This is a genomic window from Sporocytophaga myxococcoides (assembly GCF_000775915.1).
GTDB classification, from domain to species: domain Bacteria; phylum Bacteroidota; class Bacteroidia; order Cytophagales; family Cytophagaceae; genus Sporocytophaga; species Sporocytophaga myxococcoides_A.
The window spans coordinates 136,330-151,164 of sequence record NZ_BBLT01000006.1; the positions used below are offsets into that span (position 1 = coordinate 136,330).

The window sequence follows — 14,835 nt, forward strand, 5'->3', positions numbered from 1 at the left end:
CTAGCTTTGATATATTTAAAAAAAATATAAAAAGTCCGATTATTTTGATTTTGTAGTATTTGCTTTTTCACAGTCTTATTTATTTAGTATATAGTTTTGTGCAAAAAACTGCAAGAGCCTATTAATGGATGTTAACCCTGAAAAATACTTATGAAGCTGCAATCTCCCGATGGACAATTAATTATAAATATTGAGGAATCGGAAACCGGGATAATTCTTTTATATGAATATCAAAGAAAGAGTTTTCTTAAATGTAGTCTTGGTGGATTTGATACTACTGAAGGTAAGATAGGTGAGCATTTAAAACTAAGAAGTATTGAACGTGTTTCATCAAGGGAGAATTATAATCTTTATTCTGGAAAATCCAGTAAAGCGATAGCCTCATACAATCAAATAATCCTGCATTGCCAGGATAGAATGGGTAGCAGATGCCTTATGGATATAGTTCTAAGGGCGTATAATGAAGGATTGGCTTTTTGCTATAGTTTTCCTCAAAGTGAAAACCATGAGCTTCACATTATAAATGAGAACAATTACTATACTCCGATTCCTTCTGATTTGACTTTGTGGCCGATGTATCTTGACTCCTTTACGACTAATTATGAGGAGATATATCAAAAGCAGAGCATTTCCGAATTGTTACCTGAGCGATTAATAGCTATGCCTTTATTAATTCAGAATGAAGAACTTGGCTTCGCTATTACTGAAGCCTCTCTCATTGATTATGCCGGAAGTTATCTGAAATGGGATGCAGAAGCAAAATCGATTTATAGTACATTGTCACATAGCTCTGATGATCTTATAGCTGTGAGAAAAACCGGGTCATTTCAAACTCCCTGGAGAGTTGTGGTGACCGGAAATCATGCCGGTAAATTAATAGAGTCAAACCTGTTATATCATTTGAGCACACCTTCAAAAGTTGCTAATGCTCAAGATTGGATAAAGCCCGGGAAATATGCATGGGACTGGTGGTCGAATGCCGTTGTAAAACAAGAAGGAATTTCAGGTGGGATGAATACAGATACAATCAAATATTATATTGATTTTGCTAGCTCCTTTAATCTTGAATACATGCTTATTGATGCCGGTTGGTATGGAAAGCATGATGATATAAAAGCAAATATTATCATGGCTATTCCGGAACTCAATCTTCCTGAAGTGATAGAATATGCAAAAGAAAAAAATATAGGCATCCTTTTGTGGCTAAACTGGAGGTGTGTAAAAAGACAAATGCATGAGGCCTTTCCCATATACAAGCAGTGGGGGATAAAGGGAATAAAAATGGACTATATGGATAGGGATGATCAGGAGATGGTTCGCTTTTATGTTAAAGTAACGGAGCTTGCCGCGGATAATTGTTTGCTGGTTAATATGCATGGAGCTCATAAGCCAAGCGGGGTGTCAAGAACTTACCCTAATTTACTTACATATGAAGGTGTAAGAGGAAATGAATATAATAAATGGTCTTACACAAAACCTTCTCATCATGTAACAATTCCTTATACAAGGATGCTTGCTGGGCCTATGGATTTTACTCCTGGTGCATTTCGTAATGTGTCTGCTGAACGTCATAAGTCGGTATGGGAGAAACCAATGGCCATTGGAACGAGATGTAGCCAACTCGCTATGTATGTTGTGTACGAAAGTGCTTTGCAAAGTTTATGCGACCATCCTGATGCTTATAACGGTCAAGAAGGTTCAGATTTTTTAAAAATTGTACCAACTTCATGGGATGAAACAATATTTCTGAAAGGTGAGGTAGGGCAATACATAGTATTGGCAAGAAAAAAAGGAAAGCAATGGTTTATAGGAGGGATGACCAATGAAGAGGAGCGATTTGTTGAAATAGACTTGTCTGTATTGGGAGGAAAATTATTCAATTATATTTTATATAAAGATATTCCGGAATCTAAAGTGAACCAGGAAAGACTTCATGTTGAAAAAGGGACGAATTTGAGTGGACCCTCCTTTATGATATGGATGGCACCTGGTGGAGGAATGGCGGGTGTTCTGAACGACATGGAAAGTCATTAATTCAATATTCATTTGAACTATATGTAAGTAACCTTTTTTGGGTTTTGATAAAATTAAAATACATTTGAAACAAATTTGAAAATCATGAAAAGGAATTCACTTTTAATAATTATAATTTTTGCGGTGTTGGGTGTTTTTGCTTATGCTGTAACTGAGCATCTGAAAGCAGAAGAATGCATGAAAGAAAAAGAAAGCACCCGTAGGACTTCTTTTGGTGTGATAAAGAGTTTAACAGAAGAAAATCAGTTATTAAGAGCTCAAAATGATTCACTTTGGATTGAGTTAAAAAATCTCACACAACATAAATAGCATTTATAAAAAGTTAAGCCCTCTTTGAAAAGGTTAGATCTAATCTGTTTGCCAGTTTCAGAATATAACTCCTCTTTGATAAAGTTCTAATCCATGGATCTGGAATGGATTTAAAACCATAATACAAACCAGCTAAACCACCTGTTATGGCTCCGGTAGAGCTTGTATTACCTCCGAGGTTTATTGATTTTTGTATAGCCCCCTTGTATGAATCAGTCTTTAATAAACACCAAAGAGAGGATTCCAATGAATCCATTACATATTCTCCAGATCTTAAATATTCAAAAGAATAATTTCGGATATCTGATTGAATGACCCTTTCGAAGTATCTAATTTCATTTAAGTCAAAATCTATACCATCCCATAGCTCTTTTATTTCATGCCTTGTTTGTTGATAAGCATCTGATTTTTCATGTCCATGTAGAATATGTTCTGCAACTTTCAAATAAATCATACAGCACATAGCAGCTCTGATATGGTTATGTGTTAGGGCTGAATTATCCCAAATAATATTAAACTGAACTCTGATAGGTTTATCTCTTATTACATATAGTAAGGGAAGAATTCTCATTAAAGAACCATTACTGTTATCAAAATCTGAAGTAGAAGAGAATATGCTTGTATCTGTATAAAGACTTTGATTCATTACCTTTTCAAGCCTGCATATTGCTTTAACAGTTGTATTGTTATGGTCAAAGACATATCCGTCAGAGCGTTTCAGAGATTTATTTTTCCATCCAATAAAATTAATTGCTGTAGTTTCAAGATCATAGCCATCAATAATCGATTCAGCCATGCAGAATGTTAGAGCGGTGCTGTGAGACCACATGCCCTGATGTTGACTATATACATTACATCCAGAAATATTTGAATCTGAATATTTCAGCATGTCATTTCTTTCAGATGATTCAAAGGGTAATCCAATTGCTTCTCCTATAGCAACTCCAAATAGTATGTCCTTAGCAGGTCCTTTCATATTCAGAAATAAACAAATTAGCCATTCTTCAGTCGCTAGTTTGAATAAGAATTTGATTTTATGTAATTTATATTGAAACTATGTTTTTTGCTTTTGGTTAATGTGCACTGGCCATTGTAATTATTTTTAGATACAATTGAATTAGTGCTGAATCGAACGGATTAGTGAATTTATTTGTAAAGCAATGTGTAAGTATATCTATATCTTAAAGTTTTGAAAGTCTTTACGTTAAATATTATGAGAATAGTGAAAAAATAATCACCTTGCATACTAATGGTGATACTATCCGCAAGATCACCGATAAATATTTACATTTATAAGTTCCAGGAAATCAGACAGATGTTAAACTAGGAACCTTCTTTAATATACGGAAGGCAACTTAGTAAATGTAAGCGGCGTATCAAGCTCTCTACAAAGTGTTTACGATAAAGGTACTTGCTACTTTTGAATATATTCCTCTGATAATTAAGTTGAATTAGTTTTTTTTCTAAATCTATTATTGCATGATTAAAACACTACGATGGATATTTGTGATCTTTTCTATCACATCTTATGCCCAGAAACCCACATTTACCGCCAATGATGTAGTAGAACCATATTCAGGTATTTTTGCATATGGAACAAACCCGGGTTATTACAGCGGATTTAATAATAATGCACCTACTGACAAATTGTTGTCGGATTTAATGGAAAAGGCTGGTTTATATTCTATGCGTCCCAAACTTAACGATAAGTTTGTTGAAGACTATGGAATAAATGTGAGACTAAATGAATTCAAGTATTATGTTGAAAACAAAAAGATGCACGATATTACCCTTTTTCTTGATGGTGATATTTTAGCAGCTCATCAGTCTACAGAAACTATAACCTGCTCTTCAAAAACCTTGCCTAGTAAGGTATTTAAGAATATGTACCTGCCAATATGGGATACAAGTGATCCTAATAAAACTCCTATCAATGAGAATAATTATTATGCATATTTTGTATACAAAGTTATTCAGACCTATGGTGACTATATCAAATTTGTTGAAGTATGGAATGAACCGGATTTTACTTACAGCGGACTTGGAGATAAGAACAAGGGGGAGGCAGGTAACTGGTTTGATAATGAGCCAAATCCTTGTGATCTGCCGAATCTGAATGCTTCAATCCCTCAGTATGTTCGCTTGTTAAGAATTACCTATGAAGTAGTAAAAGCCTTAAAGCCTTCTCTATATGTAACAACAGGTGGTATCGGATATGCCAGCTTTCTGGATGCTATGCTGAGGGTAACTGATAATCCTGATGGTGGTAAAGTTTCAGCAGAATATCCGTTAAAAGGAGGCGCTTATTTCGATGTATTAAGTTACCATTCATATCCACAATACAATCAGAGAATATGGAATACTTCAAAGGGTGATTTTGATTATTTCAGGCATTCTGATAAAGCTGTTCAGGCTATGTTGGATCAGAGAGCTAAACTTGATAATGTTCTTAATAAATTCGGATATAACGGAATTACTTATCCTGAGAAAATCTGGATTATTACTGAGACTAATATTCCAAGAAAGACCTACACAGATGCAACATGGATAGGTTCTCCGGAGGCGCAGCGTAATTTTGTTGTTAAAGCCTTTGTAAAAGCACAAATGAATCGGATTGTGCAACTTTATACTTATAAACTTGGTGATGATACTGACGAATCTGCAAGTACTTCACCAAAACAAGGCATGGATTTAATGGGAATGTATTATAATCTGAATAAAGCTACTCCGGCAACAGCTAAAATTACCCCTGCCGGGATTGCTACAAAGTCACTTACGTCACTAATACATGGTAGCGTTTATGATCCTGATAAAACAGCCGCACTTAATTTACCTGAAAAGGCAGACGGTGCAGCTTTTACAAAAGGAAATGATACTTATTATGTGTTATGGGCTAAGACATCAATTGACAGAAGCGAATCCGCAACCGTTCAATATACACTTCCAGGTACTCCCGCATCTGGAGCCATGTTATATAGCTGGGATTATTCTACAACTAACAAGGGACAAGCAGTTACCGGTACTTCAATAACATTAACAGGATCTCCAATTGTGTTAAAGGCAGACTTCACTTCAGTTGCATCCGGATTGAATTTAGCTGCATTAAAGGCTTCTGTCAAATTCTATCCTAATCCTGCTGATGATTCCTTAACAATTGAAAGTTCTAATGAGGTAGGATATCTTTCCGTAGACCTTTTAAAGGCAAACGGATCTTTGGTTCGTAAAATTGATATCGGACTTCAATTGCAAAAGACTTTAGATTTGTCTGATCTTCTTTCAGGTATATACTATCTGAAGTTTTCTAATGGTAAAACTACCTGGACAGAGAAGGTCATCGTAGAATAGTAGATTATAATTTAAAAAAAGCTCCACTATCAGTTTATAGTGGAGTTTTTTTTATGATTAATATAAAACAGGCTTTTAGAAGAAAAAATAGATCTTATCTGTTGCTGGCTGACCGAGGGATTTTATTCAATAGGAAAATTTGTTTTATCCTTTCTAGTCCAATGTCTCAGATCTTTACTTGTAATTCTGTTAATTAATTTACCTATTTTGCGATATTGTTTTATTTATATCCCATTATTAGTTAAGTGATTTTACTGGCGACCTTATGAATTTAATGAAAGCAATAATTTACTCAAAGTATGGGAATCCTGAAGTTCTTCAAATGAAAGATGTGGAGAAGCCTGTATTAGGTGATAATGAAGTGTTGGTAAAGATTTATGTTGCATCTGTAAATTCATGGGATTGGGATTTATTAAGAGGGAAGCCATATTTATACAGGTTAATATTCGGAGTGTTTAAGCCTAAACATAAGATCATCGGATGTGATATAGCCGGAAGGGTCGAATTGGTTGGAAAGAATGTTAAACATCTGAAAGCTGGAGATGCTGTGATGGGCGACATATCAGAATGTTGGGGTGGTTTTGCGGAATATGTTTGCGTTCCGGAAAGATTGCTTACATTAAAACCTTCTGAATTGTCATTTGAACATGCCGCCGCAATACCTCAGGCGGGAGTACTTGCCCTACAATCTCTTCAGAAAAGTATAACTGTTAAATCTGGTGATAAAGTATTAATTAATGGAGCTGGAGGAGGTGTAGGAACTTTTGCACTTCAGATTGCAAAATCACTGGGAGCAGAGGTTACCTGTGTAGATAGTTATCAAAAACTGGAAATGTTGTACAATCTAGGAGCAGATCACGTTATCGATTATAAACAGGAGGATTTTGCAGAAAAAGGTTCTCGTTATAATTTGATTATTGATGTTATAGCCAATCATTCAGTTTTTGCTTATAAGGAAGCTTTATTACCTAATGGACGCCTTGTTGTAATAGGAGGAACGATACCTTGTTTGTTACAAGTGGGCTTATTGGGCTCTTTACTTTCCTTTAATGATAATAGAAAACTGGGTATATTGATTCATGAGCCAAATGAAGGTTTAGATCTTTTGTTGGACATGATTAAAAAGGGAGATGTCAAACCAGTTATCGATTCCATCTATACTTTAAAGGATGTTCCTATAGCTTTGCAACGGTTAGGTGATGGTAAGGCAGTTGGTAAAATAGTAATAAAAGTAAGTGAATATAATGATGTCTGATTAATTATTATGCCTATTTTAGTTTTCTTAGATGATGGAAAGTTTACTAAAAATATTTTGCTGAAAAATTAAACCTTAAAATTTAATTATGAATAAAGAAACTCAGGAATACAATGATTCTTTGTTTGCAGACGACAAAGAGATCTGCGACCTTCTGGCCATGGAAATTAATCACAATTTAGCGGATGCTGAAAATAAAATATGGCACAGGCATCCTGTATGGTTTTTAAACGGTAATCCTATTGTAGGTTATAGTAAATTGAAAAATTGCGTTCGTTTATTGTTCTGGAGTGGACAATCTTTTGATGAAGAGGGACTGCAGGTGGAAGGAAGTTTTAAGGCAGCAGAAATCAGATACACATCTGTGGAGCAAGTCAATAAAAAAGACTTGAAACGCTGGCTTGAAAAATCAAAAGTTATACAATGGGATTATAAAAATCTTGTAAAACGAAAAGGCGTTCTGGAGCGGCTTATGTAATGATAAAAGCTAATGAAAGAAATTTATTCATGATTAATGATTTCTTTTTATTTTCTCAAATTCTGATAGAAAAAATGCTTCAAGTTCTTTCACAGCATATATATCCTCGAATATAAGAGTAGCATTAGTTCTTTATTTATGAGTAATCATCTCTCTTTTCTCTTTGCGATTCTCTAATTATATAACTTTATATATATTCATCAATTATGAAGGAATTCTGTCTTCTATCGTCCATCAAATACTTAAGGATCTGCTTATTATTCGTTTATTGACCAAAAGGAATTTGTTTCTGTTACAAGAGCTCTGCGATGTTCTTCCCTTAAAGTATTTAGGATAGACGGTCTTCGTAGGTTATCTAAAAACTGAACATCATAAATTTCTTCCACACTGTTTTCATAATGAATAAATCCAATTTGTTTTCCTGTAGGTAAATGAATAGCTGCAATACCGCAAGAGAGAGCTTCACGATTTATTGGTAAATCGCGGAAAGTACTAGAGTTTTGTCGTAATTTTGATAAGCCAAGAAATAGTATGTCGTCTTTTTTACACATGCCTCTTAAAAAACCGTTAAGTTTAGTTATGACTTCATATTTTCCTGCTGTGGTATCTACACATATTAATTCACTGGTAGCAGAGCATAAGGCATACAATTTTCCGTCATATATTCTTGGAGAATGAGGCATTGGCAAACCGCTTACTATAATTTCTTTAGACTCTACATCTATCACAACACCTCCGTTTTGAACCTTGGATCTCCAGCCTTTAGTTACATTGGTTGAACCTAAGGCAGTTACATACTTTGGTTTCCCTCTTTCCATTGCCATACCATTTAAATGACAGCGGTCGTCCGGTGTGAGATCTGTAATGAATGAAGGAATCCATTTGCTTTTAAAACTATACTCTTCATTGATTAAACTTAAACAGGAAAATCTTGTGTTCACTGCCCATAATCCTTCATTACCCCAGGCCATATCATGCAAGTCAATCTCTCCGGTATAGAATGTCGCTCTAGGAAGATAAAGCCCATCATAAGATCCTGGTTTGGCTCCATAATTTTTTGCCAGATCATTGGAGTTCGCTAACACCTGTACTTCATACTGTGTAGCAACAGCAAGTTTATTCTGATGTACAGCCAATCCCATAGCTTTATCATATTGTCGTGGGAGCTGAATTATTTCTTTATTATTTACAGAACTGATAAATATAAGTTTACCGGCCTGGTAGGTGGTTATTGCTAATGTGCCTCCCAGACTCCATAAAAGTTCCGGCATATTTGAAGAAATAGAGCAGGAGAAGGGTGGTAAAGAGTGTGTCTGCATTTGATTGTGATTTAACAGAAAAAGGATATAGGTAATCCTACATCCTTTTCTAAAATATTTAAATATTGGATAAACTATTCAATTACGAGCTTTTTCATTCCGGTTTTATCATCCTGAGTAAATTCAAGTATGTAAGTTCCTGTGGCCAGCCCTTCAATATTAATGATCTGATTATTTGTCTGATCTTGTTTTAAAACATGACCTGTTAAATCCATTATACGAACATTAACGTTTCCTTCCAGATTCATCATTACGTTTTCTTTTGCAGGGTTAGGATATAATTGAATAGAAGAGGAGAAGCCATTCTTGTCGGTAATTCCTGTTTCGGCTACATCTTCTATTGTAATGTTAAAAGATTTTTCAATGAATAATCCACCCTGGTCTGTTGAACGTACACGGATGCTATAGCTATCTTTTGTTTCAAAATCAGGACTTTCTTTGATTTGAAGTTCATCCCCGTTAATTACAAAAGACTCATTGTCCGTATCTCCAATTCCTGCTTCCAGGGTATAAGTGAAAGTGTTGTTGATGTTAACATCTTCAGTTGTAAATGTGCCAATGGTTGTATTTGCTGGAACATTTTCATTTACCGTGTTGCTACTAATTGTAATACCTGAAGGTGCTTTATTTGCCTCAAATCGCTGAGCATATATACCACTTCCGCTACCATCCTGACCTGCACTAGTCCATACAATGATAAAGTCATTGTCATTGTCAATTGCTACTGAGGGCGTGTTTTGTGAACCGGTCGTATAAGTATTAACTCTAAATTCATCTCCTTGGGCTATGCCGTCCGCATTGTAGCGCTGAGCATAAACTCCATTATCACTCCCATCTTGCGCATTGCTAGTCCAGGAAATGATAAATTCATTATTGTTCATAGCAACGGATGGAGTGGCTTGAGCGCCGGTAGTATAGGTATTAACCATGAATTCATCCCCCTGAGTGACTCCGTTTGCATTATATTTTTGAGCAAAAATACCATCACTATTTCCGTCCTGGCCACTGCTTTGCCATGCAATTACAAAATCTCCGTCCTGATCCATTGCTGCTGCAACAGATTTTTGCTGATTAGTGGTGTATGTATTTACTTGGAATTCTGATCCTTGTGGAACTCCATTTGCATTAAACCTTTGCCCATAAATTCCATAAGAGCTGCCATCCTGATCACTTTGCCATGCAATTACAAAATCTCCATCATTGTCCATTGCAATACTTGAAAAGCGCTGAACTCCGGCTGTCGTAGTATTTACGTGAATTTCACCAGTTTTAGCCGCTCCAGCTGCATCGAAGCATCGCGCATAGATTCCATAGGAAGGGTCTGTACCAGGGCTACTCCAGGTAACAACAAAATCTCCGTCGCTGTCCATGGCTACAGAGGGCATATATTGGTTACCTGTTGTATAAGTGTTTATCTGAAACTCAGATCCGAGAGCCTGACCAGCTGAGTTGAACCTTTGTCCAAATACTCCTCCCATATCTCCATCCTGACCACTGCTTGTCCAGACAATTACAAAATTTCCATTATCGTCCATGGCTATTACCGGATAGTTTTGTCTGTTATCAGTGTATGTGTTTACTCTGAACTCTGCTCCCTGTGCCACTCCCATAGCGTTATATCTTTGGGCATATATACCATATTCCGTAGGGGTATCCTGACCTCTGCTTGCCCATGTCACAACAAAGTCCCCATCGCTATCCATTGCTGTTCTCGGGGACATTTGCACACCGGTGGTGTATGTATTTACTCTAAATTCAGAACCCGCAGGAAGGGTCTGGGATAATGATTCTGTAGTTGCCAAGCCAACACCGGCAGTAGCTGCAAATGCCAGAGCTCCATATTTTAAATTATTTTCGATTCTTGATAACTGCAATTTTAACTTTTTCAGTCTTATTAGTAGTTTGAATTGCTTTTGCTTGCTAAGTTCTTTGAATCTTCCTGAAGAAAAATTTTTCCTTAGTCGTTGTAGCAGCTTATTGTACAAAGCCATTACTCGATTGTAGTGATAAATAAGTAAAGGTTTTTTCATGTAATGCTAAAAAGTAAATTGAACTTTGCAAGATAATAAAGAAGCATTACTTTTTTGAACATTGATTATGGTTTTCAAAAAAGTAAGGCTGAAGACCTGAAACGAAATTGGCTTATAATTAATGGATTGTGGTTTTGGTGGTTATGATAATCGCAGTAAAAATGATCTTAATTCTTTAAGAAATATTGATTAAATAATTTTATAAAAATTATAGGGGTATTACCAGTCTGTTACCAGTAAATTTCTTGCTGCTTTTTCACTACATTTCTGATATTTAGAATATGCCAACGCTGCCCTTGTCCTTATATTTTCATTCGATTCATTATTGATATATCCGGTTATAGCATCGTGTATGGTATAAGCTTCAGGACACATGAATCCTGTTGTCCATACCAATGGGTTTACCTTTGCTGATTTTAAATGGTTGGAATAATAATTTTTGCTAATGCAAGCTAAGATGATGACATCTCTCGTTTTGTCGTCAGTATTTTTAAAAGCTTCGGATAATTGAAAATCCATAAGTCCATTATGTCCTATATAAGCCGTTAATTCTGCATTTCCTGAGATTCCGATTATCTTATTATTGATCTTTACGGTATCTTTCAACTGACCAGAACTGCTTCGGAGAAAGTCAATGGTACATTGTTTTATATTTCTGCCATCGTAGGCATCTGCTATCAGATAGTACTTTTTGGTAGTATGCTTAAAAATTAGTCTTTCCATTATTATGGAATTTACTTTTTGGCTTTTTAATAATTTCCATTCATTACTTTTTTTGAAGTAGGTGCTAGTCCCATAAGCACAACCCCAGTATAAATTATTATTAAGATCCTGTCCATTGCCGGTTTTAGCGGGTACTGGAACTATTCCCTGATATTTATTATCACAAAGAGCTACGAAGATATGAATAGCCTTAAAAGTCGTATCAATTTGAGGGTTTGGGTTTTGTTTATGAGCATCCTGGGAATAACAGAATAAACCTTTATAAAATATGATGATGGTCAAAATTAATGATTTCATGGGAGGCTATTTATATTGGGCTATATAGGTTGTTGAACATTGAAATATGCCGCATGGTTTTCTTCAAACATAATAGCTAAAGCAAAGCCGATGATAACAAATCCTGAGGTTGTTAGAAGAATTTTGTAATTGAATTTTATTACTTCCCACATTTAACTGATGTTAAATAGAAAATTATCTTCAGTCTTTCAATGAAATGAAGCCTAAGTGAAATTCGTCCATAAGTTAATTTGGGTGAATTTCATTTAGATAAATTTATTTAATTTTTAGAAATTAAATAAAAGATATTGAAATAACATCACTAACCGGGATTAGTATTTCGGGATATTAAAACCTCTTCTGAATAGAAATTTCAGCAAAGAAGGGCAGGGTGGGATTGTCTTTAAAGTTTTCTCCGAAATGTTTACCTATTGTTAGAAAAGCGCTCCAGGATTTAAAAGTATATTGACCCCGTAAACCAAATTTGAAGGTTCCTCCGGATGTTCCGTACCAGCCGTCTCTTATTTCAGGGTAATATTCTTTAAGCTTTTCATTTTTGATATATGTGGAGATGTTCTTATCATAGCAAGTGATTGCAAGCAATCCCCAATTGGGTTTCAGGTAACCAAAATTGACGGATAAATCAGCTGCTGTATTATACAACAGTGCTAAAGGCGATTCATATCTTCTTACAACAAATGAAGGTTTAATAGTAAAGGAGAAGTGATCATTATGCCATACTTCTGCCTGGATGGTGAGTTTTCCTTTCCAGTCATCTATAATTTGCTTGCCAAAAGGGAGTGTAAATTCACCGCCTAATACTACTGGTGTTACTTTGTTCTTCAGGAGATAGCCATAGGAGGCTCCGAAATAGGAACTATAGTCAGCACCAAAGTATAAAGAAGCAAGATGCTTTTTATTATCTGTTAAGGCTCTCCAGTTCACGTCCTGTGCCCATGTTGAATTTACAAGTACAGAAAACAATACTGCTATGAATAATTTTAATCTTTTCATTTTACTTGGTTTAAATAGTTTTTCACTTTTGGATAAAGGTCTTCCCAGCCAAAGTAAAGCATCTCATGGCCGCAATTGAGTACTAATTGTATGTCTTTATTAGGATATGGGGCAGATACTTTTTCAGCCCAGCTAAGTCCATAAGCTTTATTGCGCTCACTATACAGAAAGAGAATCTTAGGAGCAAACTGATTCAGATTTCCTGTAAAGTCAAAACTGTTCCTTTCAGCATTATCTATCAATGATTCAAATGCAACAGCCCCGTTTCTCCAGAAAGGATAAGGACCTGCATTGCCAATGGTATTACCCGGTGCATTTTCATAGTTCGAAAAGAAACATGCTTTATAATCAAGGACTTCCTGTTCTGAACGACCTGATATTATCTGCTCCGGGAAAATGGCATCGTTAAGTGCCTCTGAGAAAAATTTTATCTTATTGGACCTGCTAAGGTATTCTTCTGTTTGAGGCCAGGTTAATCCGCCTGGCTCTGCTAATATGACTCCGCTGATTCTTTGAGGGTTTTGACTAATATAGGCGGTAGCCAACATTGCTCCCCATGAATGACCTAAGAGATAGACTTTTTGTGAAGGGGAAATCTGAAAATGATTTATCAGACAGTGTAAATCATCAATAAATATTTGAACCGCATTCGCCTGTTCATATTGAGATTTATCCTCTCTTTTAGAAAGACCGGAACCTCTTTGGTCATAAAGCACTACATAAAACCCTTCATTGGCAAATAGTTTGGCATTCAACATAGAACGATAATCACCACCGGGTCCCCCATGAATGATTATAAGTAATGGATCAGACGGATTACCGTGGCTTTCAACATGAAGCAATGTTCCGTTGATCTCCAGCGAAGGAAGGTTGGTATCCTGATCTACCGTAAGGGGAACCAGAGCACCGGGCTTAGCAAGATCTTCTTTTTTGCATGCACTTAAATGCATACAGATTAAAGCCATAAAAATAATTTTACGCATAACAGAGTTTATTTGCCGTAAAGAAAATCAAATGTGAGTTCTCTGTCGTTCGTCCTTACAAGGACGCACATGGTTTAAGCGTTCGCCTGTGATTGTTTGTTGTAAATGAGCTTATTAAGATTGAATCAGTTCGGATGGAGTTTTCCCAGTGTAGATTTTAAAGTACTTATTGAATGTGGTTTTTGAATTAAACCCACAATCGTAAGCCAATGCAAGAAAAGTATATTTTTTATTTTCGGGTAGAGATGAGAGACGTAAAAATTCTTTTACCCGATATATATTGATATAATGATAGAAGGTATTGCCTGTTTTAGAATTGATTACCTGAGATAATTGATTGGGATGAATGTTTAACTTTTGAGATAAGTCGTTTAAAGTTAATTCACTGTTTTTAAATGGTTTTTCCGTATTCATTAAATGCTCAAGTTTTTCTAAAATTTCATAAACTTCATTTACTTCAAGACGGGATTTGGCATATTTTATTTTTTCTGAAGTCTTATTAGTTAACTCTGGTTTCTTTTTTATATCCAGATTACTTGATTCCATCTCTAGATAGGAGAATACGGGGGCCTGATTAATTCCAAAGAATCCTATAAAAAGAACAAAGATCACAACTCCGCTATAAATAATATGATCATCAAAAAACAAAACGAGTAGCCATATGACCCCAAGTCCGATGGATAAATATTCGAGCCATAACAACATTTTCTTATCAATATTAGACTGATGTTCCTGGATATCCTGTTTGTGTTTTTGAATTTTGATAATACTAACAATGGAATAAGAAAATCCTGAAATAAGGAAGCCAATAAGTTGAATGACTGAATACCATTCAAACCCTTTACCTTCATTATTAAATACCTCAACTTTTGCCTCAGGTGACAGGGTATAAAAAGGAATAGCAAGAATAAACAGTAAAACAAAGGGAATAAAATGGAGTAAAAATACAGGTTTTGAGAGCACTTTCTTTCCTGTTAATTCTGACGTATAGCTGTACAAAAATAGTCCGTTCAGAATAGGCAGGGGAAGGGAAAGTCCAAGAGTATGTGGATATTTGTAGATGAACCCT

General features: G+C 35.5%; 12 protein-coding genes. 5 read left to right on the forward strand and 7 right to left on the reverse strand.

What is annotated here, in order from left to right:
- The first annotated feature begins 150 nt into the window (after positions 1 to 150).
- Together MYP_RS14980 and MYP_RS14985 are read left to right on the forward strand one after the other, a co-directional pair.
- Positions 151 to 2,034, forward strand: a complete 1,884-nt coding sequence (locus tag MYP_RS14980; protein WP_052430239.1) for a glycoside hydrolase family 97 protein — start codon at positions 151 to 153, stop codon at positions 2,032 to 2,034.
- An 84-nt stretch (positions 2,035 to 2,118) separates the two neighbouring features.
- A complete protein-coding gene (locus tag MYP_RS14985) occupies positions 2,119 to 2,343 on the forward strand; it encodes a hypothetical protein (protein WP_045464914.1) in 225 nt (74 codons plus the stop codon).
- A gap of 13 nt (positions 2,344 to 2,356) precedes the next feature.
- Here MYP_RS14985 and MYP_RS14990 read toward each other — a convergent pair whose 3' ends face one another.
- Positions 2,357 to 3,319: an ADP-ribosylglycohydrolase family protein gene (locus MYP_RS14990; RefSeq protein WP_045464915.1), complete on the reverse strand. Its 963-nt coding sequence runs from the start codon at positions 3,317 to 3,319 to the stop codon at positions 2,357 to 2,359.
- Between the two features lie 503 nt (positions 3,320 to 3,822).
- Here MYP_RS14990 and MYP_RS14995 point away from each other — a divergent pair.
- The 3 genes from MYP_RS14995 (at position 3,823) to MYP_RS15005 (ending at position 7,421) form a co-directional block, all read left to right on the forward strand.
- On the forward strand, positions 3,823 to 5,688 hold the full coding sequence (locus tag MYP_RS14995) for a T9SS type A sorting domain-containing protein (RefSeq protein ID WP_045464917.1): 1,866 nt from the start codon (positions 3,823 to 3,825) through the stop codon (positions 5,686 to 5,688).
- 274 nt (positions 5,689 to 5,962) lie between these two features.
- Positions 5,963 to 6,943, forward strand: coding sequence for an NAD(P)-dependent alcohol dehydrogenase (locus MYP_RS15000; protein ID WP_045464919.1), 981 nt, complete (start codon positions 5,963 to 5,965; stop codon positions 6,941 to 6,943).
- Between the two features lie 88 nt (positions 6,944 to 7,031).
- A complete protein-coding gene (locus tag MYP_RS15005) occupies positions 7,032 to 7,421 on the forward strand; it encodes a DUF1801 domain-containing protein (protein WP_045464921.1) in 390 nt (129 codons plus the stop codon).
- A 257-nt stretch (positions 7,422 to 7,678) separates the two neighbouring features.
- Here MYP_RS15005 and MYP_RS15010 read toward each other — a convergent pair whose 3' ends face one another.
- From MYP_RS15010 to MYP_RS15035, 6 genes are all read right to left on the reverse strand, one after another.
- Positions 7,679 to 8,740 (reverse strand): TIGR03032 family protein, encoded by a 1,062-nt coding sequence (locus MYP_RS15010; RefSeq protein WP_045464923.1) that lies wholly within the window; start codon positions 8,738 to 8,740, stop codon positions 7,679 to 7,681.
- Between the two features lie 74 nt (positions 8,741 to 8,814).
- Entirely contained in the window at positions 8,815 to 10,770 is a 1,956-nt protein-coding gene (locus MYP_RS15015) for a T9SS type A sorting domain-containing protein (protein ID WP_081990537.1), read from the reverse strand.
- Positions 10,771 to 10,989: 219 nt separating this feature from the next.
- On the reverse strand, positions 10,990 to 11,790 hold the full coding sequence (locus tag MYP_RS15020; protein ID WP_045464927.1) for a hypothetical protein: 801 nt from the start codon (positions 11,788 to 11,790) through the stop codon (positions 10,990 to 10,992).
- Between the two features lie 327 nt (positions 11,791 to 12,117).
- Entirely contained in the window at positions 12,118 to 12,783 is a 666-nt protein-coding gene (locus tag MYP_RS15025; protein ID WP_045464929.1) for a hypothetical protein, read from the reverse strand.
- On the reverse strand, positions 12,780 to 13,766 hold the full coding sequence (locus MYP_RS15030; RefSeq protein ID WP_052430240.1) for an alpha/beta hydrolase: 987 nt from the start codon (positions 13,764 to 13,766) through the stop codon (positions 12,780 to 12,782). The genes MYP_RS15025 and MYP_RS15030 overlap by 4 nt, the downstream gene beginning before the upstream one ends.
- A 114-nt stretch (positions 13,767 to 13,880) precedes the next feature.
- Entirely contained in the window at positions 13,881 to 14,765 is an 885-nt protein-coding gene (locus MYP_RS15035) for a helix-turn-helix domain-containing protein (RefSeq protein ID WP_197060092.1), read from the reverse strand.
- Positions 14,766 to 14,835: the final 70 nt, after the last annotated feature.